The sequence below is a fragment of the Nonomuraea sp. JJY05 genome (assembly GCF_043496855.1).
Taxonomy (GTDB): domain Bacteria; phylum Actinomycetota; class Actinomycetes; order Streptosporangiales; family Streptosporangiaceae; genus Nonomuraea.
Window position 1 is genome coordinate 34,761 of record NZ_JBIEIS010000001.1, and the last position, 20,554, is coordinate 55,314.

The window sequence follows — 20,554 nt, forward strand, 5'->3', positions numbered from 1 at the left end:
GTCGGCATCCCTACTTATGGCCTCCACTCCGTGGAGGCGGGCTCGGGCGCTCCGAGCCGTCGCCTGCTTATGGCCTCCACTCCGTGGAGGCGGGCTCGGTCGCTCCGAGCCGTCGCCTTCCCTCGTCACTCCAGTCGCTACGCTCCCTGCGCTCCTCAGTCCAGGCAACGGCGCTCCCTCGCCTGCCAAGGGACCGGGGGGATTTTGACAACCATTTTCATTTTGGCGCATACTGACTCACATGATGTCAGGATTTTCCCGGTCGTACGCTGTCGGATTGCTGGCCGGGGCCACCCTCCTCACCACCGCCGCCTGCGGATCCGGCTCCGCCGAGACCGCCGCAGGGGGCAAGCCGGAGGTGGTCGCCGCGTTCTACCCGCTCCAATGGCTGACCGAGCAGGTGGGAGGATCCGACGCGCACGTGACCGGCCTGACCGCCCCCGGCGTCGAGCCGCACGACCTTGAGCTGAGCATCCAGCAGGTGACCGAGATCCAGAAGGCGGCGCTCACCGTCTACATCAAGGGCGTCCAGCCCGCCGTGGACGACGCGGTGGACGCCGAGACGAGCTTCGACGCCGCCACGGCCGTCAACACCCTGCCCGCGAGCGGCCACGAGGAGGGCGAGGAGGAGCACGGCCACGAGGTCTCGTACGACCCGCACCTCTGGCTGGACCCCGCCCGGCTGGCCACCGTCGCCACCAAGCTCGGCGAGCGCCTGGCCGTCGCCGACCCGGCGCACGCGCAGGCGTACAAGGACCGCGCCGCCAAGACGGCGGGCGCGCTTGGAACGCTCGACCAGGAGTTCGCCAAGGGCCTGAGCAACTGCAGGACGAAGTCGCTGGTCACGGCGCACGAGGCGTTCGGCTACCTGGCGGACCGTTACAAACTCAAGCAGATCGGCATCACGCTCGACCCCGAGACCGAGCCGTCGCCCGCGCGCATCTCCGAGGTGGCCAAGCTGGCCAAGGCCGAGGGCGTCACCACGATCTTCACCGAGTCCCTGGTCAGCCCCAAGGTGGCCGAGGTACTCGCGAACGAGGTGGGCGCGAAGACCGCCGTGCTCGACCCGCTGGAGAGCCGACCCTCCGGCGATTACCTGTCAGCCATGCGCGATAACCTCAAAACCCTACAAACAGCACTGGGGTGTACGGCATGAGCGAAACGGCCTTCGCGATGACCGACGGCCGGGTCTCCTTCGATGGCAAGCCCGTCCTGCGGGGGATCGACCTGACCGTCTGCCCGGGGGAGGTCGTCGCCCTCCTGGGAGCCAACGGCTCCGGCAAGTCGACGCTGGTCCGCGCGCTGCTCGGCCTCACGCCGCTGACCGGCGGCTCCACGCTGATGTACGGGTCTGCGCCGGGCAAGTTCCGTGACTGGTGGCGCATCGGCTACGTGCCGCAGCGGCTCCAGGTCGGGGGTGGCGTGCCCGCCACCGTACGCGAGGTCGTCGCCTCGGGCCGGATCGCCAGGCAGAGCCGGCTGCGTAGGACCAGCCCGGCCGACAAGGCCGCCGTGGCCGACGCGCTGGAGGCCGTCCGGCTGGCCGACCGCGCGAACGACCCGGTCCAGTCGCTGTCCGGCGGCCAGCAGCAGCGGGTGCTCATCGCCCGCGCGCTGGCCGGGGAGCCCGACACGTACGTGATGGACGAGCCGACGGCGGGCGTGGACGCCGATACGCAGCAGTTGCTGGCCGACACGCTGGCCGGGCTGGTACGCGACGGCAAGACGGTGGTGCTGGTCGCGCACGAGCTGGGGCCGCTGGAGCCGATCATCACGCGCGGCGTGGTGATCCGCGAGGGCCGCGTCGCGCACGACGGCAGACCGCCGCGTCCCGAGGGCGACTGCGCCCGGCCGGGGCACGAACACCAGCATCCGCACGCCGCCACACCGGCGGCGGGGCCGTTGACCGGCTGGCAGGGGGAGGCGCCGTGAGCGGCCGCCGATGGGGGGAACCGCGATGATCATGGATCTGCTCCAGGAGCAGCTCTTCCAGCTCGCCCTGGTGGCCGCGCTGCTGGTGGGCCTGTGCGCGCCCGCCGTGGGGACGTTCATCGTGCAGCGCAGGCTGGCGCTGCTGGGCGACGGCATCGGCCACGTGGCGCTGACCGGCGTCGCCCTCGGCTTCCTGACCGGCACCGCGCCCGTGCTCACCGCCGTGATCGTCTCCGTCGTCGGGGCGGTGGCCATCGAGCTGGTCAGGGCGCGCGGGCGCACCAGCGGCGACGTGGCGCTGGCGCTGCTGTTCTACGGCGGGATCGCGGGCGGCGTCATGCTCATGGGCATCGCGCCGGGCGGCAGCAACGCCAAGCTGAACTCCTACCTGTTCGGCGCCATCGCCAGCGTCACGGTTCAGGACATCTGGGTCATCGCCGCGCTGGCCGTGGCCGTGATCGGCGTGGTCGTGGTCTTCGGCAGGGAGCTGTTCGTGCTCTGCCAGGACGAGGAGATGGCCAGGGCCAGCGGCCTGCCGGTCCGCTTCCTCAGCCTGCTGATCGCGGTCACCGCCGCGCTCACCGTCGTGATCGCGATGCGCGTGGTGGGCCTGCTGCTGGTCAGCGCGCTGATGGTGATCCCGGTGGCCACCAGCCAGCAGCTCACCCGGGGGTTCCGTACGACGATGGCGCTGGCCATGCTGTTCGGGGTGCTCGCCTCGGTGGGCGGCCTGCTCGCTTCCACCTACTCGGCCAAGGTGCCTCCCGGGGCGGCGATCGTGCTTCTTGCTCTTGTCGGCTTCGTCCTGGCCCTCGGTGTCGGTAAATTCGTACGGCGAGGCCGTACCCAGGAGTCGAGAGTGAGCGAGCGACCAAAGATGCGCGTGGAGGAGGTCGCATGACGACGAGGCGTGATGCCGTGCACGACACCCTCCGCAGGAGCGAGGGGTTCCGCAGCGCGCAGGACGTCTATGCCGAGATGCGCCTGCACGGGGCCAAGATCGGCCTGACCACCGTCTACCGCGCCCTGCAGGCGCTGGCCGACGGCGGGCAGGTCGACGTCCTGCGTACTGACGAGGGCGAGTCCGTCTACCGCGCGTGCGCCAGCGACGTCCATCACCACCACCTGGTCTGCCGCCGTTGCGGCCACACGGTGGAGGTGGCCGGCCCCGCGGTCGAGCGGTGGGCCGAGGCGGTGGGCGGCGAGCACGGCTTCACCGAGATCACCCACACGGTCGAGGTCTTCGGCACCTGCGCCACCTGCTCCAAGGGCTGACCGGCTCAGCTGGTGGGGGCCTTCGCCTGAGTCTCGCGGGTCTCGTCCCTGCGGGCCTCGACGGGCCCTGGTGAACCGGTGCGGGAGCCGTACAGGACTCCAAGGACGATCACCCCGCACGCGGCGAGCTGCAGCGCGGACGGCCGCTCGCCCAGCGCCACCGCGGACAGCGCGACGGTCGTCATGGGCTGGACGAGCAGCAGCAGCGCGGTGAGCGCGGCGGGCTGGCGCGGCAGCGAGAACGTGATCAGCGACCATCCCAGCACCTGCGGTCCCAGGGCGAGCAGCAGCAGCCACCCGTGCGCGGGCCAGGTGGGCACGAGGTCGGCGCCGCCGAAGAGCGGGCTCAGCAGGGCGATGGCCACGGTGGCGACCACCGTCGCGTGCGCCAGCGGCCCCACGGATCGCTCCGGGCCGGCCTTCAGGAGCAGCAGGAACGCCGCGTACGAGATGGAGGTGGCGATCCCGGCCAGCACTCCCATGACCGGATCACGCCCGTAGGCGGCGCTGTCGAACACCCCGGAGATGAGCACCACCCCCGCGAACACGACCGGCGTCGCGACCATCAACCGGGAGGACGGCCGCTCCCCGAACAGCGCCCAGGCCGCGAACGCCACCAGGAACACCTGCAGATTCCCCAGCACGGTGGCCAGCCCGGCGCCCACGTAGTCGATCGCGTGATGCCAGAACAGCAGGTCGAGCGCGAACACGACCCCCGCCAGCCAGGCCAGCACCAGCCCCTTCCGCGGTAACGGCCCCAGCCTGCGCCGCTCCAGCCAGGCCAGCACGATCATGGGCGGCACGGCGTACGCGCAACGGAACAACGCGGACGTGGCAGGCGATACACCTGAGAGCCGAACCAAGGGGGCGGAGGTGGAGATGATCAGTGCACCGACGATCGCGATCAGCACGATACGGCGATGTGCACTCATAGAAACCCCCGTTCGGCCATGCAGGAGATACAGTGCGACCACGCTAGAACCCGGCGCGGACAGGAGTCAACATGCCGTTTGGCCATGACATGGTGCATTCTTTGGCCACCGTTGTCGAGCTGGTCAACACCTCGCCCTCCACCGGGGGCGACGAGGGCCTCGCCGGCCTGGCCGAATTGCAGGCGTTCGTGGAGTCCCGCCAGATCAGCGGCGTCACCAAGCTGACGCCCCGCGACCTGGGCCAGGTGCGGATCGTACGAGAGGCCTTCCACCGCGTCTTCACCGCCCCGGACCAGCCCACGGCGGTCCGCACCCTGAACGCCTTGCTCTCCGAGACGCGCATCACCCCGCGGCTGACGGAGCACGACGGCCACCCGCTGCATGTCCACTATTTCGCCGCCGACTCCACCCTGGCGGAGCACGTGGCGGCCGACTGCGGCGTCGCCCTGGCCCATTTGCTGGTGGAGGGCGAGGTCGAACGCCTGCGCACCTGCTCGGCCCCCGACTGCGACCGCGTCTTCGTCGACGAGTCCCGCAACCGGTCCCGCGTCTACTGCGACAGCCGCACCTGCGGCAACCGCATGCACGTAGCCGCCTACCGCGCCCGCCGCCGCGCCTGACCTCAAGACACCCGAGGGAAGCCCGGGGGCCCGGGGAAGGCCGGGGGAAGCTCGGGAAGCCCCGGAGACCCAGGGGGAAAGCTCGGTCCTCCCGCTGAGGCGCGCCGTACGCGAATCTGATCGGCGTCGACACCGATACGTTGCGGGAGGCCATCAGCGACATGAGAGAGGACTCTCCCCCCGAGTCATGAGCTGGTACTGGTTCCCCGACAGCACGGTGCTGTGCAATTTCGCCTCGGTGGACAGTCTTCCGCTGCTGCGTCAGATCCTTCGCGAGCGGGGGCAATGGACGGATGCCATAGCGTATGAGGCGACCCGGTCTGCGCGCTTCTATCCCGATCTCGGCAAGATTGCTGTGGACGGATGGCTGGGCGAGCCCATTGAGATCGATGACCCCCTAGAAGTCGATCAAGTCGAGCGGATCAGGCGTGCAGTTTCGGCGGCACCCGGTACGAGCCGTTGAAACATCTGGGAGAGGCGCAGACTTGCCACGTGATTCATAACTGGGCGGAATATGTCGGCTCATACTGGATCACTGACGACCGCGACGCGCAGGAATGCACGTCGCATCGGGATCACGACCCGCGATACGGCTGATCTGATCAGCGAGGGGATCACCGACGGCTGCTGCAGTCGCGGCGCCGGCTTCAGCCTTCTGCAACTCATGCGGATGAGGGGCCGCAACCTTCGCATCCCGCCGGACCAGACGCATCTCTGACCTCCGAGGCGTCGGCGTTCCGGCCTCAGCCATCGATTGGCGAGCGGACGCCGAAAGGGTTGTCGATGACGTACCGCCAGCGGCCGTCCCCGCCGCGGCGGGCGACGTCGGTGGCGGTGCCCTCGAGGTGGACGTGCTGCCCGTCCCGGTCCACGCCGTCGATGATCCAGTCCACGATCAACAGGGCCAGCTCCCCCGCTGTGTAGACGTGTCGCGGCCGGACCGTGATCGGCACGCCGAGGGCCATGAAGCGGGCGTTGGCGGCCTGTGCCTGCGGGCCGGTCAGCGGGGAGCCGGGCTCGGGTACGAACACCGCTCCACTCTCGTAGACCTCCCCCACGGCCGCCGGGTCGCCGGTGTTGAAACGGTCGGCGAACACGGCGGGCACGTCCTCGGGGTGTTCGGCGAGTTGGCGCATCGTCGATGCACGTCCTTCCGGGAGGTAGAAATCGGGTGGATGCGGCAACGCTAGGAGGCGCCCTCGTGACTCACCAAACGGTTGGCCACCCCGGTCTGCCCGATGATCCTCGGGCTGAGGTCACCGAGCCGGATCCGTCGTGCCCGGTGGAGATCGCGCTCGCGGCACTGCGGGGGCGGTGGACGACTCTCGTGATCCGCGAGTTGCTGCGGGGTGAGTGCGGGTTCACGGAGCTTCGCCGGGCGCTGCCGGAGTTGTCGGACAAGGTGCTGTCCGATCGGCTGGCGCAGCTGGCCGAGGCCGGGGTGCTCGAACGTCGCCGGAGGTCCGGGTGGCCGCCCCGTACGAGTTATCGGCTCACTCCGCGCGGGCGCCGCCTCGGGCCCGTCCTCCAGGCGCTCTGGGACTGGGGCGCCCAGGTTGGAACCGGCCACGAGCGGGGTGCCCAAGCCGAAGGCGGCCACGACTGAGGCGCCCGGGTTGAAGGCGGCCACGACCGGGGCGCGCAGGCCGAAGGCGGCCACGACCGGGGTGCCCAGCCCAAGGTGGCCACGAGCGGGGTGCTCCGCCAGGTCTGGACGACGCGGCCGGGAGCGGTCGCGGGTGAGTGCCGGCTTTGTCCGGGCGGCGGGGTGCCCTACAGTGAGGATCACTCTGATCAGGAGCTCCCCAGAAGTGCGCCGCAGAACGGGAGCCCTGCCTCCCCCGTCGTGGAGGTCCTGGAGGGGCGGCATCGATTCCGCATGCCCCTTCACGGAGGTACCTCATGAACGTCGGTCTCGGCCTGCCCATCAGCGACCCCGCGGCCCTGCTCGACTGGGCCCGGCGCGCTGATGCCGGCCCCTTCACCACCCTTGGTCTCCTCGACCGGCTCGTCTACGACAACCCCGAACCGCTGATCGCCCTCGCCCTCGTCGCCGGGGCCACCACCCGCGTACGCGTGCAGACCGAAGTGCTGCTCGCGCCCCTGCGTGAGCCCGCCCTGCTGGCCAAGCAGGCCGCGACCCTGGACCGGATCTCCGGCGGGCGGCTGGTGCTGGGGCTCGGCGTGGGCGGCCGCGAGGACGATCACCTGGTCGCGGGCACCGACCTCCGTACCCGGGGACGGCGGCTCGACGAGCAGATGGCCGTCATGCGGCGGCTGTGGTCCGGCGAGCCGTACGGTGGCGGCGCCGGCATGATCGGGCCGCTCCCGGCCCGGCCGGGAGGGCCCGAGGTGCTCTTCGGCGGCTTCCAGCCGGCCGCGCTGGCGCGGGTCGCGCGCTGGGGCGACGGGTTCCTCGCCGCCGCCGCGCCGTCGTGGGCCGGCGGGCTCATCGACACGGTCCGGCGGTTCTGGCGGGAGGCCGGGCGCTCCGGCGCGCCCCGCATCGTCGCCCAGGTCAACGTCGCGCTCGGCTCCGAGGACGTCGTCACCGAGGCCCGTACGGCGATGGGCGCCTATTACGAGTTCACCGGCATGGCGGAGCGGATGGTCGCCGGGATGCTCAGCACGCCCGCGCAGATCCGCGAGTGCGTCGCGCAGTATGCGGAGCTCGGCGTGGACGAGGTGATGCTCTACTGCTACGGCCGCGATCCGGGTCAAGTGGACCGGCTCGCGGACGTGGTCAGCGACCTTTGAGAGGTGCCCTTTGAGAGGTGCCCTTTGAGGAGGCCTACAGCAGGGCCAGCATCCGGTCCGCCTGCGCGGGCCGGATCTCCCTGCGGCAGCGCAGCAGCCAGAACAGCGCGATCAGCCGCCGGCACTCCGTGAGCCTGGCCGCCTCCTCGGCGGTCAGCTCGAACCGGTCGAGCACGGCGGTCAACCCGGCCGGATCGTTCTCCCAGACCGCGATGTGCTCGGTGACCTCGGCCAGCTCGAAAGCGCGGTCGCTGCGCCCGGAGTACTCGAAGTCGATGACCCGGACCCTGGTGCCGTCCCACAGGTAGTTGGCCAGGTTCCCGTCACCGGTGCCGAACACGGGGGTGCCCGGCTGCGCGAACATCCGCTCCAGGCCCGGCCCGGCCACCCAGTCCGTGGCCGCGCGGAGGGCTTCGGCGGTCGCGGGTTCGGGCGTGGCCGCCGCCGCCCATTCGCGTACTTTCTGCAGGAGATAGACCGGGTGCCCGGCACGTGCCGGCACCCGGTCGAGCGCCCGGGACGGGATCGAGCGCTGGACGCCGGTGATGGCCTCGGCCAGGGCGTCGACGAGTTTCCCCGCGATCTCCCCGCTCACCGTCGTGCCGTCCAGGCGGGACATCACCACGGTCGGCGGCTCGGCCTCGAGCTCGGCGGTCACCGGCGCCGGGGCCAGGCCGGGACGGTGTTCGCCCAGCAGCTCCAGGGCACGCCATTCGCGTTCGGGCTCACCGTGGCCCGACGACCGATATCGCTTGATCACCACGTCGGACCGCAACTCGATGGAATGGCCGCCCATCCGTCCCCCGATCTTGTCGAATGGGACGCCATGCTAGACCAATCACCCGAAGTCGCGGCGGCGCAGAGCCATGAGGGCGGCGCCGACGAGCAGCGCCGTGAGGGCCGTCAGTGCGAGGGCAGGGCGGAGGTCGAAGGGCGTTCCGAGCATCGGGTTGGGGATGTAGTGGAACGGCTCCAACGGGGTCCCGTGCCACAGCCCGTACAGGGGGCTGACGATCTTGCCGAGCCCGGCGGTCAGGAGCCAGACGATCCAGGAGATCGCCACGCCGGCCCTCGGCAGCAGCCCGTACGCCAGCATGCAGACCGCCCCCACGCACCAGGCCGCCGGGACGGTGCTCAGCGCCCCGCCCAGGAAGCCGGGCAGGTCGCGGGCGAGATCGCCGACGAGCAGCGAGTACAGCGTGCCGAACACGAGCCCGGCGACGGCCATCAGCGCCGCCGTGCCGAGCCCGGTCACGACCAGGTGGCCGGCCGCCCAGCGCAGGCGGGTCACCGGGGTGGACTGTACGGTCTCCGCGCGGCCCGAGGTCTCCTCCGAACGCAGCCGCAACGTCATGAGCACCGGGTAGAGCGCGACGGCGTACGCGATGATGAGGATCAGATACCACGAGTACGCGCCCAGCGTGGTGGCCATGTCGGACACGCCGAGGACGCTCGTGATGCTCCGCACCACGATGCTCGGCCGCGAGAGCAGGTCCTGGGCGAGAGGGCTGAGCCCCGCTCCGGCCATGGCGAAGCACGCGACCCCGGCCGCCCACTTGGCCAGCAGGGCGCGGTGCAGCCGCCAGGCCAGGCTGACCGGGCCGCGCAGCTCCGGCGCCGACTCCCGGCCCAGGCGCTCGGGCAGCAGGCCCTCGCCGAGGTCGCGGCGGCCGAGCAGCCGGTACGCGACCGCGTACAGGACCACGCTGACCAGCACCGAGACCCCCAGCAGCCACCACCGCTCGTCCTGGTAGGCCCGCACCAGGTGGCTCCAGCCGATCGGCGACAGCGCCTTCAGCCAGTACTGTCCGCTCGCGTCACCGGCGTACCGCATCACGTAGGCGGCGCCGAGCGCGGCCAGGCTGATCGCGGTGGCCGTGCGGGCGCTGCGCGCGAGCTGCGCGGCCACCGCGGCGACGGCGCCGAACACCCAGCCCGCGACCGTGATCGCGGCCCCGTAGGCGACCGTCCCGACAGGCTCGAACCCGATCCCGACGAGCACGGCCCCGGTCAGCACCCCGCCGGCCAGGCTGATGCCGCCGGCGACCAGCAGGGCGGCGGTCAGGGGCGCGTGGCGGCTCACCATGCCGGAGCGGACCAGCTCGGTCCTCCCCTCGTCCTCCTCCCTGCGCGTGTGGCGGACGACCGACATGAGGGCCGCGAGCGCGCTCGCCACGTACAGGAACCCGCCGCTGCGCCATGTCGCGATCACCTCCAGCCGCGGCTCGATGAGGCCGCCGCCGAGCGCCCGCAGGAAGACGTTCCTGGTGGCGAGCTCGACGTAGGTGAGCTTCAGCTCGTACGTGCCCATGGCCCGGTTGACGTAGGACACCAGCGCCAGGGCCAGGGTCACGATCAGGAGGATCCACCAGGGCGCGATGCCCCGCTCGCGGCGCAGCGCCAGGCGGACGAGGTGGCCGGTGCCCGCGAAAGCCCCTGCCCCGCCGTTTCGTGCGTCAGCCATTCGGCCATCAGCTCCTACTCACCAGTACAGCCAACTGTTCCGATGAACAGCACGCTATACCCGCGTATAGGAAGCAGCCGGCCCCGGTCCCGGATTTCGGGGTCGGGGCTGGTGAGAGGCCGGTCGCCCAGCGACGGCGAGCACGTCGAGCTGGGCGCGGGCGCAGCGGCCGGGCGTTGCCGCGGGGGCCGTAGAAGTGGCCGTGCGTTGCCGCAGGGGCCGTAGAAGTGGAAGCGGCCGGTCAGACCGGGTTGGGGAGCGCCCCGCCGTAGCGCCTGTCGCGCTTGGCGTAGATCTCGCAGGCCTCCCACAGATCCCTGCGGTCGAAGTCGGGCCACAGCCGGTCGAGGAACACCATCTCGGCGTAGGCCGACTGCCACAGCAGGAAGTTCGAGAAGCGCTGCTCCCCGGACGACCGCACGAACAGATCCACCTCGGGGATCTCCGGCTCGTCCAGGTAGCGCGCGAACACCTTCTCGTTGACCTTGGACGGCTTGACCCGTCCGGCCGCGATGTCCTCGGCCAGCCGGACCGCCGCCTCGACGATCTCGGCCTGCCCGCCGTAGTTGACGCAGAACTGCAACGTCAGCTTGCGGTTGCCGACCGTCATCTCCTCGGCCGCCTGCAGCTCCGAGATGACGCTCTTCCACAACCGCCCCGGCTTGCCCGCCCACCGGACGCGCACGCCCATGGCGTTGAGCTCGTCGCGCCGCCGCCGGATCACGTCGCGGTTGAACCCCATGAGGAAGCGGACCTCATCGGGCGAGCGCCGCCAGTTCTCCGTGGAGAACGCGAACGCGCTCAGATAGGGGATGCCCAGCTCGAGCGCCCCCTCGATGACGTCGAACAGCGAGGACTCGCCCGCTTTGTGCCCCTCGATGCGGGGCAGGCCGCGAGCCTTGGCCCAGCGGCCGTTGCCGTCCATGATGATGGCGACGTGCTTGGGCACCAGGTCGCGCGGGATTGGCGGGGGCGTCGCGCCCGACGGATGCGGGGTCGGAGGTCGTACGTTCACACAGGCTCCCTTTCGACGTGTCGGAGAGAGCGTATTCCGTGTTCGAGGTGCCATTGCAGATATGCGGCTACGAGCCCGCTGCACTCGCTCCGGTGGCGCTGCTCCGAGGCGTCGGCGGTGGCCCAGTCGCCACGCAGCAGCGCCGTCATGAGCCCGATCGTCTCCCCGGCGGGCACGGCCGAGCCGGCCGGGCGGCAGGCCCCGCACACCACGCCCCCCGCGACGATGGCGAACGCCCTGATCGCCGGGGCCCGGCACTTGGCGCACGCGTCGAGCGCGGGTGCGTAGCCGGCCACGGCCAGCGAGCGCAGGAAGTACGCGTCCAGCACCAGCCGGGCCTCGTGGTCGCGGTCGGCGAGCGTGCGCAGCCCGCCCACCAGCAGCAGGAACTGCCGCAGTGCCGGCTCCTTCTCCCCGTGCGTCAGCCGGTCGGCGGTCTCCAGCATCGCGCTGCCCGCTGTGTAGCGGGGATAGTCGGCGGCCAAGGTCTCGCCGTAGGGTCTGATGGTCTCCGCCTGCGTGACGACGTCGAGCGTACGGCCGGTGTGGAGCTGCAGGTCGACATGCGTGAACGGCTCCAGCCTGGCGCCGAAGCGGGACTTCGTGCGGCGCACGCCCCTCGCCACGGCCCTGATCTTGCCGGTGCGCTTGGCCAGGATGGTGACGATGCGGTCGGCCTCACCGAGCTTCTGTGTGCGGAGAACTACGCCTTCGTCACGGTAGAGACTCACTCGGACATCTTACGGCCGCACCGAAGCGCCGTTACGGGCATGCTCTGGTGACGCGACTTTACGTCACCCTCACTAGACTTTGACGTCTGTCCCCGGATTACCCGTTGTTCAACCCCCCGCTACCGCCTCGAAAGGGAGTCATGACCCGCGTGGTCCTGCTGGGCGCCTCGCCCGGCCCCGACACCTCTCCGACCGGCCTGAGGCTGGCCGCGCTGCCAGGCAATCCCACCGTGGCCGAACGCCTGCGCAGCCAGCTCACTTCCCTGGATCCGCGGCTCGCCACGATCGAGTCAGGCGACGTGGCCGCCGCCCTGCGCGCGCTGGCCGACGTCGCAGAGACCGCGACGGAGAACCTCTTCATCATCCCGGAAAACTCCGTCATCCACGACGAGCTGATCTACCAGATCACCAAGGCCAAGCGCGGCGCGCTGGCGCTCGTCGCCAAAGAGCCGCGGCCGGAGGTGACAGAGGAGGAGGCGCAGGCGCAGGAGGACATCGTCCCGATCGACGAGGCGGAGCCCGAGATCGGCCTCGGCCGCCTCGAAGGGCTGCCCGTCCGCTCGCGCGTCGGCAAGTCGCGCGTGATCTCGGTGGGCACCGCGCGCCATGCCGTGACCAGGCCCAACGCCGTCCTGCTCGGCCCGCTGCACCTGAGCGCGCGCAACGCGCCCATGCTGGCGCAGACCTGCCGCGAGCTGGCCGCGATGGCCGACACGTTCGGCGAGGACGACGACCTGCTGCAGCTGATCGTGTTCGGCCTGGTGCGCAACGGCGTGTCGGTCGGCATCAGAGGCCGGCGCGACCTGTTCTACCGCCGGGTCACGACCCAGGAAGAGGTCAACGAGGCCGGCACCGAGATGGCCGGCATGGACGAGGACCGGGCCAAGCTCAACAACGCGGTCAAGGGCGCCGACGGCTTCTTCACCACCTACTTCGTCTCCACCTACTCCCGCTTCATCGCCCGCTGGGCGGCCCGGCGCGGGCTGACGCCCAACCAGGTGACGCTGATCTCGATCACGCTCGGCGTGGCCGCCGCGGCCTGCTTCGCCACCGGCGACCGGCCGTGGATGGTGCTGGGCGGTGTGCTGATCTACTTCGCGTTCGTGTTCGACTGCGTGGACGGGCAGGTCGCCCGCTACGCGCGCAAGTTCGGCGTGCTGGGGGCCTGGCTGGACGCCACGTTCGACCGGTTCAAGGAGTACGTCGTCTTCGCCGGGCTGGCCGTCGGCTGGGTCGTCTCCGGCAACAGTGACGACATCTGGATCCTGGCGCTGGCCGCGATCGGCCTGCAGTCCGTACGCCACCTGCTCGACTTCTCCTTCGGCATCTCCAACCGCCGCAAGCCCCCGTCCCCGCTGCCCACGCTGGCACTGGACGCACCCGACGACCGTCCCCTGCGTCAGGCCCTCACGCGCCGCAAGGTCGAGCGCAGCCAGGGTCTGCGTGGCGTGCTCAAGATGTGGACCAAGGCCGGCAAGTTCCGCGCCGTCCACTGGGCCCGCAAGATGATCGTCTTCCCCATCGGCGAGCGGTTCGCGGCCATCGCGATCACCGCCGCCCTCTTCGACGCCCGGATCACCTTCATCACCCTGGTGATCTGGGGCTCCGTCGCCGCCGCCTACACGCTCACCGGACGCCTCATGAGGTCGCTCGTATGATCACCCAACCGCAGGCCATGGCCACCCCCACGCCGGACCCCGACGAGGAACGCCGTCGCATCCAGACCGCCCGCCTGCTCGCCTACCGTGACGACGGCCCGCTCGCCCACGCCCTCGCCGGCAAGCTCGGCAAGGGCCTGGCGCCCGTGCCCGCCACGCTCGTGGCGCTCCTGGTCGTGGTCGCCTTCCTGGTCACCGGCCTGCTCGACCAGGGCGGCCCCATCCTGCTCCTGCCCGTCGCGACCACGCTGCTGCTCGTGCTGCCGACCACGCCGCGCGACCACCTGGGCCGCTTCGACTGGCTCACCCCGCCGCTGCTGCGCGGCGCCGAGTTCCTCGCCATGATCGGCATCGGCCTGGCCGCGGGCGCGCCCAAGTGGCTGCTGTTCGTGCTCGTCTACGTCGTGGGCTACCACACGTACGACACCGTCTACCGGACCCGGCAGAGCATCTGGCCGCCCGCCTGGGTGTTCCACGCGGGTCTGGGCTGGGAGCTGCGCCTGCTGGTCATCGGCCTGGGCGCCGCGCTCGGCATCCTGACGCCCGTGCTGGCGGTGCTGACGGCGTACCTCTTCGTGCTGTTCGCGGTGGAGAGCGTGACAAGCTGGGTGCGCCTCGACAAGGCCTCCGCCCAGGCGGGCGCCGACGCCGAGCAGGATCTCGAGGCCTCCCCCGAGGACCAGCTCGAACAGGCCACCGGCGAGGCCGACAAGGGCTAGGTGGGCCAAGGGCCACCCGCCCGTTGCCCAATCACCACGTGGGCCTGCTGACGCCCGCCCCGAGCACGAAGGGCTTCCCGAGGGAGCACTTCGCGCTCGGGGCTCAGGCGTCCCCATGGAGGCGCCTTCCGGCGCAAACCCCGCGCCTGCGGCACCATCGCGCAACCCGCCCCTTGACCGACGAGGCGATGGGCCGACTGACGCCCACCCAGACCGACCCGCCTCCGGCCACCCGTCGGCCAGGACGCGACACCGCTGAACGGCAAACCGACGACCTGCCGTAGGCTGCCGCCCCATCAGCTCGAAGGCAGGGGATTGCTCCCTTTGGGGAGCGGGAGAATGCCGAGCAGGAAAGGCGCTCTAAGCGCCTGAGCGTCCCTTAAGCCGCAGGCCCGTGCGGGTTCCGGCGCACACCGGTCTCAGCGCCCGTGGACAAACTGCTCGCAGGTGTGCTTACCCATCGGGAGCAGCCCGCTTGATCTTGGTGGCCGGGCGAGATCTCGTCTTGCGACGAGGACCAATCGCGTCAGATTGGCTCTTGGGGTGAGCTCTGCAGGGGAGCAGGATGGCGATCATGGAAATGATCGTTCACAACCCGACTGAGGGTGTCTACGCCGCCACCGATGACTTCGTACACGCGATCGAGGTGCGGAGTCCGTCTCGCTTTCTGTTCATCGCGGGAACGATGGGGCTGGATTCCGATGGCGTCCCCGGCACGAAGCTCGAAGAACAGCTCGAGCTCATCTGGGCGAATCTTCGGGTGATTCTCGCCGAGGCAGGGATGAGTGTGGACAACATCGTGAGGCTCACGAGTTACCTGCGTGATCCTTCCTACGCTGAGGCGAATGCGAAGGCCAGGGTGGCTGCCTTGGGTGGACGGCGGGTGCCCACGACGGCGATCGTGGCACAGACCCTCGCGAGTGACTGGTTGGTGGAGATCGAGGTGGTGGCGGCGGGCTGAGCGGCTGTAACCACCATCGTTAAGACGATCTACGTCGTGTGGATCGCCGTCCCATGACAATGATCATCGCCCCGAGCACCATGGCTTCGTGATGCTCGGACAAGCGTTCGTAATCGCGGACGCAGCACCGACGCTGACAGATCCACGACGGCGTCCGCTCCACCACCCGCGTACGGGGAAGATGACGAACCCAGCAGTTTCGTCGCTGCGCTTGACGATCTCCAGCCTGAGTTGGAGCTTCTCCCTGGCCCAGGCCACCAGCCTGCCCGCGTAACGCCGTCGGCCCACACCGGCAGCAGGCGCTGGCGTTCAAGTCGTAACCCGTCGGCCAGGACGCGACACCGCTGAACGGCAACCCGACGACCTGCCGTAGGACACCGCCCCACTCCTCGATCGGGCCAGAACCGCCGGCCAAATCCGGCATGCGGCGGCGTGTGCTGCGGTAGTCAAGCCTCAGCCTGGCGGATCTGCCGCGGATATTGATTCCCGGGCTGCCCAGCGAGCGCATCATCCTTTCCTCGCGCTGCCCACAACACCGATGGATCTCGACCTCAGCGCCCGATTCGGGCAACCTAGCTTTCGCGTGGCAATGGACACTGAAGCGCGTGCCCTGGGGCATCGAGCCAGATCCGTTGCCCATCGGGTGCGACGGTCATGCCGAATCTGTCGCGACCTGGCTCTCCCCAGCTCACCCAGCGGAAGTAGGCGTCTGTGACCTCGTCCCACAGGGGACGGTCGCCGAGCTGGTAGACCTCATGTTCTTTATGACCGGGCGCGTAGGTGATCAGCGTCCACACGCCAGGATCGCTCTGGTCCATCACCCATAGGAAGAGCTGGTCGCCCTCCCCCTTGAAGGTGACCTGCAAGCCCGTGAGGGCGGCCATCGCAAGCAACGCACCTGCGGGAGCGTAAGCGATCGTACGCGGGTCGATCCGGGTGGTGAGATCCCGGCCGTTGCCGTCGTCCGGGATGGCATCGGGCGGGCGCTGGGAGCGCATCATCATGTACGCCGCGAAACCGAGGAACCGGCCATGGGCGATGCCGTCCGGCATCACGGTGAGCCGCAGCCCGTGTCCGTTTCCGAGTCCTGGACAGTACGGCAGCACGATCACGCCGCCCGGCCTGGTCTGCTCGACCCAGGTATAGGGCACCGTGCGGATGCCACACGTGACGTGAACTCGGTCGAACGGCGCCCGGCCTGCGCAGCCCTTCGCGCCGTCACCAATGATCATGTGTGGCTGGGCTCCGGCCGCGGCCACGTTCTTGGCCGCCTGCTCGGCGACCGCCTCGTCCACCTCGATCGAGGTCACCGACCCGTGCTCACCGACGAGATGCGACAGCAGCGCGGCGGTCCAGCCGGTGCCGGTGCCGATCTCCAGCACTCTCTGTCCTGGCTCCGGATCCAGCCATCCCAGCAGGTCGGCGACCGTGCTGGGCGCGGATGCCGAGGAGGTGGGGTCGTGCGAGCCTGGCATGATCTCGCCTGCCCCGTCGCTGACCTGGGTGACGATGACGGAGTCGCTGTAGACGGCGTTCCACCACGTCTCCGGGTCGGCGCCACGGTCGATGATCTGCTCGACCTCTGCGGCGCCGAGAAGGGCTTGCGCGTACACGGGGATGAAGGGATGGCGGGGCACAGCCCGCATCGCATCGAAGATTCGTTCACTACGTTGAGCGGCTGGCGGAATTTCCGCGATCATCTGCTCGATCCGCTGCCCAACGTTCAGCGGTGTCACTTCTTATTACCGCCGTGCTGGCCGCCACTCGGGTTTGTGTCACCTTGCTGAGGCTTGACCGGCTCCGGTTTGAAGGGCTTGTCCTTCTTCTTGTCACCTTCGTGCTTGCCCACGCCGGGGCCTCCCGTCTCCCAGAATGGCTTCTCACCGTGACCGTAGGACTACGTATCGGCATGGGCAAGTGTCAGTTCCGACGATGCTCAGTAACTGTTTGGCCGCCGATGCGCGACTATCCGGGCCCCGCGAGAGCTTCATCGTCGGGCTTTCCCGCACGACCTCGCCGTCCACGACTGCGGCTGGGGTGACTTTTACTATGAGTTATGAAGCTCATCCGTCGCAGGCCATGAGCGATGCGCGGACGGTGACATTGCCGCCATTCCGGAAAGTGGCCGTTTAGCCTGGGGGCAGGGACACGGATCCGGCTGGAGCCAGGAGACGCGCATGGCGTTCTTGTCGCGGCTGTTCAAGCGGGGCGATCCGCCGGCCGAGCGGGAGGAAGCGCGTCGGCGGGGGATGCGGGACGCCCGGGAGCATCCTTTGGGCGAGTTCACCGATCCGGAGTTCCAGCCCGCCTACGTCACCGAGATCCGGGCCCTGGCCCGCGAGCAGGTCACCGAGGTCGATCGGCGGCTGGCGGCCACCCGTACCGCGATCCTGGAGCGGGCGCTGGGGGCGCGCGAGGTGATCCTGCGGGAGCTGGCCAGGAGTGACACGCGTCCGGAGCCGGCCACCGCCAACGGTCACGTCCCTGGCGAGGATGGCGAGGAGGCGCCGGACGCGTTCATCTCGATCGCGGAGGCGAGAGCGCGGCGGGCGGAGGCGCGGCGGCGGGCCGTGGTGGAGGAGGCGAACGCCGGCGTGCAGCAGACCAGGGCCCGCATCGAGCACCTCACCCAGGAGTGGGAGAGCGCGCTGATCGAGCGCGACCACGAGGTGGAGGCGGTGCACGCCAGGGCCGAGCAGCTCATCGCCGCGTACAAGGGCGGGGTGCTGCGGGCCCATCCGCGCAGGGAGGAGATCCCGTCCTTGTGGAAGGGCGAGGTCATCGCGATGGGCGCCACGGGTGAGACCGCCACGGCGATCTCCGGGCGGGAGGAGATCGCGCGGATCCTGCGGGAGGTCGAGGACCGCATCGAGGTGTGGCACGCCGAGGTGATGCCCCGGGAGCTGCCGGGAGGGACGCGCCGCCAGCTCTCCCCGCCGCCGCCCAACGATCCCGGTGTCCCGGACGATCCCGGCGTCCCGAACGATCCCGGCGTCCCGGACGATCCCGGCGTCCCGGACGATCCCGGCGTCCCGGACGATCCCGGTGTCCCGGAGGACCGCGACGCGCGGGATGCCGAGGACGATCGCGCTTCGGAGCGTGGACAGGAGGCGGGTGAGGGCTGAGGAGCGTGGACAGGAGGGCGCGTGAGGGCCGAGGAGCGTAGAGAGGAGGGCGTGTGAGGGCCGAGGAGCGTGACGGCGACGACGGGGCCCAGGCGCGTGGCTCGCAGCCCGGCGGCGTTGGCGCGCAGGCTACGCCCGGGCCGGCCTTACGCCGGGCCGGCGGGGCGGTGCTGGCGGCGCTTCTCCTGGTCGCCGCCACCGTCGCGGCGTGCGGGACCGAGGCCAAGGCGGTCTGCGGCGTGATCGTGGACTCGACCAGCTACGCCGACCCCGCCACCTCCAGGAACGACGTCACCTCCAAGCTGCCCGCCTTCGCCCAGGGCTGCGACTGGATCGGGTTCGCGGCCGTCACGGGCAGCTCGGAGAGCAGCGCCTGCCGCCAGGACCCGGTGTCCATCGCCGCCACCCAGGCCGAGAACCCCAACGACAACCCCGTGGTCGAGGACCGCGTCAGGGCGCACCGGATCACGGAGGTGGTGCCGAGGGCGGTGAAGCTGTTCGACTGCCCGGCGGAGGGCGAGGGGTCGGACGTGCTGGGAGCCCTGCGGTACGTGGTCAAACAGCTCGGCGCGCGACGGCAGCCGGACAAGCCGCACCGGCTCATCGTGTTCAGCGATCTGATCAACAACCGGGGCGACCTGAACATCAACAAGCTGGACCTGAGCGAGGGCGCCCGCAAGCAGAAGATCAAGGAACTGCGGGACGCCCGGCTGCTGCCCGACCTGGCCGGATACGCGGTGGTCGTGCACGGCTTCCTGCGGGAGAAGACGTCGAGCCCCGACCGGTTCCCGCTGCTCGAAGGCTTCTGGAGGGAGGCCTTCGAGGCGTCCGGCGCGAGCACGGTGGATCTTCTCTAGGAGAGCGCGCTCCTCACGAGTTCTCAGCGTTGACAGTAGGTAAAGGCTGTGTTGACATCGGCTCAGAGAGCGCTCTCTCTCAACGCCCCCACCCCCCATGGAGCAACGATGACAACAGCCATCCGGCACCGGCGCCGACTGGCGGCGGTGGCCGTGGCGCTCGCGGCGCTCAGCGGCCTGCTCGTCAACGTGGCCGTCGGCGCCTCGGCCGCCGTCCCGCCCACCCCGTCCGGCTGGTCACTGGTCTGGTCGGACGACTTCGACGGCGCCGCCAACACGCTGCCCTCCTCGGCCAACTGGATCGTCGACACGGGGCACTCCTACCCCGGCGGCCCGGCCAACTGGGGCACCGGCGAGATCCAGAACTACACCTCCAGCACCTCCAACCTCAGCCTCGACGGCGGGGGCAACCTCCGCATCACGCCGCAGCGCAGCGGCTCGGGCGAGTGGACCTCGGCGCGCATCGAGACCAGGCGGGCCGACTTCAAGCCCGCCGACGGCCGGATCCTGCGCATCGAGGGACGCATCCAGATGCCGAACGTGACCGGCGACGCCGCGCTGGGCTACTGGCCGGCGTTCTGGGCGCTCGGGGCGCCGTACCGGGGCAACTACTGGAACTGGCCGGGGATCGGCGAGTTCGACATCATGGAGAACGTCAACGGCATCAACGCGGTCTGGGGCGTGCTCCACTGCGGCGTCAACCCGGGCGGGCCGTGTCAGGAGACCACCGGCCTCGGCGCCAACCGCGCCTGCCCCAGCTCGACGTGCCAGGCGGCCTTCCACACCTACCGCTTCGAGTGGGACCGCAGCGTGAGCCCCAACCAGCTGCGGTGGTACGTGGACGGGCAGCAGTTCCACAGCGTGAGCCAGTCGCAGTTCGACGCGGCGACCTGGTCGAACATGACGGGGCACGCGGGCTACTTCCTGCTGCTCAACGTGGCGATGGGCGGGGCGTTCCCCAACGCGCTCGGCGGCCAGACGCCCACGGCGGCGACCGTGCCGGGGCGGCCGATGCTGGTCGACTACGTGGCGGTGTGGCAGAGCGGCAGCGGCACCCCTCCGACCAACCCGCCCGGGAGCGTGGACGCGCGTTCGACGATCCAGGCCGAGCAGTACCAGGCGCAGTCGGGCACCATCGTCGAAACCACCACGGACACCGGCGGCGGCCAGAACGTCGGGGCGATCGCCAACGGCGACTGGCTCCGCTTCGACGGCGTGAACTTCGGGACGGAGGCCGCCCGCCAATTCAGGGCCAGGGTGGCGTCCGGGGCCTCGGCCGGGGTGAGCGGGCTGGTGCAGGTCCGGCTGGACAGCCCCACCGCCGCTCCCATCGGTGACTTCGCCGTCGCCAACACGGGCGGGTGGCAGAGTTGGCGTACGGTGCCCGCCAACATCTCGGGGGTGACCGGAACGCACACCGTCTATCTGACCTTCAGCAGCGGTCAGCCCGCCGACTTCGTCAACGTCAACTGGTTCACCTTCGCGACCAGCTGAGGGCTCGGCCGGCT

The 20,554-nt window shown here is 70.3% G+C and carries 21 protein-coding genes; 14 read left to right on the forward strand and 7 right to left on the reverse strand.

Features of this window, described 5'->3' with window-relative positions:
* Window positions 1-241: 241 nt before the first annotated feature.
* Genes ACFKCF_RS00155 through ACFKCF_RS00170 form a run of 4 tightly spaced genes read left to right on the forward strand, consistent with a single transcriptional unit; the run spans window position 242 to window position 3,207 of the window.
* Entirely contained in the window at window positions 242-1,156 is a 915-nt protein-coding gene (locus tag ACFKCF_RS00155) for a metal ABC transporter substrate-binding protein (protein ID WP_394489275.1), read from the forward strand.
* Window positions 1,153-1,932: a metal ABC transporter ATP-binding protein gene (locus ACFKCF_RS00160; protein WP_394489277.1), complete on the forward strand. Its 780-nt coding sequence runs from the start codon at window positions 1,153-1,155 to the stop codon at window positions 1,930-1,932. The genes ACFKCF_RS00155 and ACFKCF_RS00160 overlap by 4 nt, the downstream gene beginning before the upstream one ends.
* A gap of 28 nt (window positions 1,933-1,960) precedes the next feature.
* Window positions 1,961-2,833: a metal ABC transporter permease gene (locus tag ACFKCF_RS00165; protein WP_394490010.1), complete on the forward strand. Its 873-nt coding sequence runs from the start codon at window positions 1,961-1,963 to the stop codon at window positions 2,831-2,833.
* Complete coding sequence (locus ACFKCF_RS00170; RefSeq protein WP_394489279.1) at window positions 2,830-3,207, forward strand: Fur family transcriptional regulator; 378 nt, start codon at window positions 2,830-2,832, stop codon at window positions 3,205-3,207. Before ACFKCF_RS00165 ends, ACFKCF_RS00170 begins: the two co-directional genes overlap by 4 nt.
* A 5-nt stretch (window positions 3,208-3,212) precedes the next feature.
* Here ACFKCF_RS00170 and ACFKCF_RS00175 read toward each other — a convergent pair whose 3' ends face one another.
* Window positions 3,213-4,139: a DMT family transporter gene (locus ACFKCF_RS00175; protein WP_394489281.1), complete on the reverse strand. Its 927-nt coding sequence runs from the start codon at window positions 4,137-4,139 to the stop codon at window positions 3,213-3,215.
* Between the two features lie 92 nt (window positions 4,140-4,231).
* On the opposite strand from ACFKCF_RS00175, the gene ACFKCF_RS00180 reads away from it, so the two are divergent.
* Entirely contained in the window at window positions 4,232-4,759 is a 528-nt protein-coding gene (locus ACFKCF_RS00180; RefSeq protein WP_394490012.1) for a CGNR zinc finger domain-containing protein, read from the forward strand.
* 187 nt (window positions 4,760-4,946) lie between these two features.
* Entirely contained in the window at window positions 4,947-5,222 is a 276-nt protein-coding gene (locus ACFKCF_RS00185; RefSeq protein ID WP_394489283.1) for a hypothetical protein, read from the forward strand.
* A gap of 280 nt (window positions 5,223-5,502) precedes the next feature.
* On the opposite strand, the gene ACFKCF_RS00190 is transcribed toward ACFKCF_RS00185, so the two are convergent.
* Window positions 5,503-5,895, reverse strand: coding sequence for a YybH family protein (locus tag ACFKCF_RS00190; RefSeq protein ID WP_394489285.1), 393 nt, complete (start codon window positions 5,893-5,895; stop codon window positions 5,503-5,505).
* A gap of 65 nt (window positions 5,896-5,960) precedes the next feature.
* On the opposite strand from ACFKCF_RS00190, the gene ACFKCF_RS00195 reads away from it, so the two are divergent.
* A complete protein-coding gene (locus tag ACFKCF_RS00195; RefSeq protein ID WP_394489287.1) occupies window positions 5,961-6,365 on the forward strand; it encodes a winged helix-turn-helix transcriptional regulator in 405 nt (134 codons plus the stop codon).
* 296 nt (window positions 6,366-6,661) lie between these two features.
* Window positions 6,662-7,516 carry an LLM class flavin-dependent oxidoreductase gene (locus tag ACFKCF_RS00200; protein WP_394489289.1) on the forward strand — a complete coding sequence of 285 codons (855 nt, stop codon included), beginning with the start codon at window positions 6,662-6,664 and terminating at the stop codon, window positions 7,514-7,516.
* A 34-nt stretch (window positions 7,517-7,550) separates the two neighbouring features.
* On the opposite strand, the gene ACFKCF_RS00205 is transcribed toward ACFKCF_RS00200, so the two are convergent.
* The 4 genes from ACFKCF_RS00205 to recO form a co-directional block, all read right to left on the reverse strand.
* On the reverse strand, window positions 7,551-8,312 hold the full coding sequence (locus ACFKCF_RS00205; RefSeq protein WP_394489291.1) for a phosphotransferase family protein: 762 nt from the start codon (window positions 8,310-8,312) through the stop codon (window positions 7,551-7,553).
* A gap of 42 nt (window positions 8,313-8,354) precedes the next feature.
* Window positions 8,355-9,980, reverse strand: a complete 1,626-nt coding sequence (locus tag ACFKCF_RS00210) for an ABC transporter permease (protein WP_394489293.1) — start codon at window positions 9,978-9,980, stop codon at window positions 8,355-8,357.
* 241 nt (window positions 9,981-10,221) lie between these two features.
* Window positions 10,222-10,995, reverse strand: coding sequence for an isoprenyl transferase (locus ACFKCF_RS00215; RefSeq protein WP_394489295.1), 774 nt, complete (start codon window positions 10,993-10,995; stop codon window positions 10,222-10,224).
* Entirely contained in the window at window positions 10,992-11,726 is a 735-nt protein-coding gene (recO, locus tag ACFKCF_RS00220) for a DNA repair protein RecO (RefSeq protein WP_394489297.1), read from the reverse strand. The genes ACFKCF_RS00215 and recO overlap by 4 nt, the downstream gene beginning before the upstream one ends.
* A 140-nt stretch (window positions 11,727-11,866) precedes the next feature.
* On the opposite strand from recO, the gene ACFKCF_RS00225 reads away from it, so the two are divergent.
* The 3 genes from ACFKCF_RS00225 to ACFKCF_RS00235 all read left to right on the forward strand — a co-directional run bounded on the left by ACFKCF_RS00225 (window position 11,867) and on the right by ACFKCF_RS00235 (window position 15,064).
* Window positions 11,867-13,384 (forward strand): CDP-alcohol phosphatidyltransferase family protein, encoded by a 1,518-nt coding sequence (locus tag ACFKCF_RS00225; RefSeq protein WP_394489299.1) that lies wholly within the window; start codon window positions 11,867-11,869, stop codon window positions 13,382-13,384.
* Window positions 13,381-14,103, forward strand: a complete 723-nt coding sequence (locus ACFKCF_RS00230; RefSeq protein ID WP_394489301.1) for a DUF5941 domain-containing protein — start codon at window positions 13,381-13,383, stop codon at window positions 14,101-14,103. The genes ACFKCF_RS00225 and ACFKCF_RS00230 overlap by 4 nt, the downstream gene beginning before the upstream one ends.
* A gap of 565 nt (window positions 14,104-14,668) precedes the next feature.
* Window positions 14,669-15,064 (forward strand): RidA family protein, encoded by a 396-nt coding sequence (locus tag ACFKCF_RS00235; RefSeq protein ID WP_394489303.1) that lies wholly within the window; start codon window positions 14,669-14,671, stop codon window positions 15,062-15,064.
* A 572-nt stretch (window positions 15,065-15,636) separates the two neighbouring features.
* Here ACFKCF_RS00235 and ACFKCF_RS00240 read toward each other — a convergent pair.
* Window positions 15,637-16,800, reverse strand: a complete 1,164-nt coding sequence (locus tag ACFKCF_RS00240; protein WP_394489305.1) for a methyltransferase domain-containing protein — start codon at window positions 16,798-16,800, stop codon at window positions 15,637-15,639.
* 441 nt (window positions 16,801-17,241) lie between these two features.
* Here ACFKCF_RS00240 and ACFKCF_RS00245 point away from each other — a divergent pair, with 441 nt between their 5' ends.
* The 3 genes from ACFKCF_RS00245 (at window position 17,242) to ACFKCF_RS00255 (ending at window position 20,540) form a co-directional block, all read left to right on the forward strand.
* The gene (locus ACFKCF_RS00245) at window positions 17,242-18,189 is read left to right on the forward strand and encodes a hypothetical protein (RefSeq protein WP_394489307.1); all 948 of its coding nucleotides are present in this window, start codon (window positions 17,242-17,244) and stop codon (window positions 18,187-18,189) included.
* Between the two features lie 53 nt (window positions 18,190-18,242).
* Window positions 18,243-19,046 carry a vWA domain-containing protein gene (locus ACFKCF_RS00250; RefSeq protein WP_394489309.1) on the forward strand — a complete coding sequence of 268 codons (804 nt, stop codon included), beginning with the start codon at window positions 18,243-18,245 and terminating at the stop codon, window positions 19,044-19,046.
* Window positions 19,047-19,154: 108 nt separating this feature from the next.
* Window positions 19,155-20,540: a glycoside hydrolase family 16 protein gene (locus ACFKCF_RS00255; RefSeq protein ID WP_394489311.1), complete on the forward strand. Its 1,386-nt coding sequence runs from the start codon at window positions 19,155-19,157 to the stop codon at window positions 20,538-20,540.
* Window positions 20,541-20,554 lie beyond the last annotated feature (14 nt).

Excerpts from the sequence above, each read along its gene's own strand:
- ACFKCF_RS00245 (WP_394489307.1), top strand. The coding sequence starts at position 17,242 with ATGGCGTTCTTGTCGCGGCTGTTCAAGCGGGGCGATCCGCCGGCCGAG.
- ACFKCF_RS00205 (WP_394489291.1), bottom strand. The coding sequence starts at position 8,312 with ATGGGCGGCCATTCCATCGAGTTGCGGTCCGACGTGGTGATCAAGCGA.
- ACFKCF_RS00225 (WP_394489299.1), top strand. The coding sequence starts at position 11,867 with ATGACCCGCGTGGTCCTGCTGGGCGCCTCGCCCGGCCCCGACACCTCT.
- ACFKCF_RS00230 (WP_394489301.1), top strand. The coding sequence starts at position 13,381 with ATGATCACCCAACCGCAGGCCATGGCCACCCCCACGCCGGACCCCGAC.
- ACFKCF_RS00255 (WP_394489311.1), top strand. The coding sequence starts at position 19,155 with ATGACAACAGCCATCCGGCACCGGCGCCGACTGGCGGCGGTGGCCGTG.
- ACFKCF_RS00185 (WP_394489283.1), top strand. The coding sequence starts at position 4,947 with ATGAGCTGGTACTGGTTCCCCGACAGCACGGTGCTGTGCAATTTCGCC.
- ACFKCF_RS00160 (WP_394489277.1), top strand. The coding sequence starts at position 1,153 with ATGAGCGAAACGGCCTTCGCGATGACCGACGGCCGGGTCTCCTTCGAT.
- ACFKCF_RS00155 (WP_394489275.1), top strand. The coding sequence starts at position 242 with ATGATGTCAGGATTTTCCCGGTCGTACGCTGTCGGATTGCTGGCCGGG.
- ACFKCF_RS00235 (WP_394489303.1), top strand. The coding sequence starts at position 14,669 with ATGGCGATCATGGAAATGATCGTTCACAACCCGACTGAGGGTGTCTAC.
- ACFKCF_RS00175 (WP_394489281.1), bottom strand. The coding sequence starts at position 4,139 with ATGAGTGCACATCGCCGTATCGTGCTGATCGCGATCGTCGGTGCACTG.
- ACFKCF_RS00200 (WP_394489289.1), top strand. The coding sequence starts at position 6,662 with ATGAACGTCGGTCTCGGCCTGCCCATCAGCGACCCCGCGGCCCTGCTC.
- ACFKCF_RS00170 (WP_394489279.1), top strand. The coding sequence starts at position 2,830 with ATGACGACGAGGCGTGATGCCGTGCACGACACCCTCCGCAGGAGCGAG.
- ACFKCF_RS00210 (WP_394489293.1), bottom strand. The coding sequence starts at position 9,980 with ATGGCTGACGCACGAAACGGCGGGGCAGGGGCTTTCGCGGGCACCGGC.
- ACFKCF_RS00190 (WP_394489285.1), bottom strand. The coding sequence starts at position 5,895 with ATGCGCCAACTCGCCGAACACCCCGAGGACGTGCCCGCCGTGTTCGCC.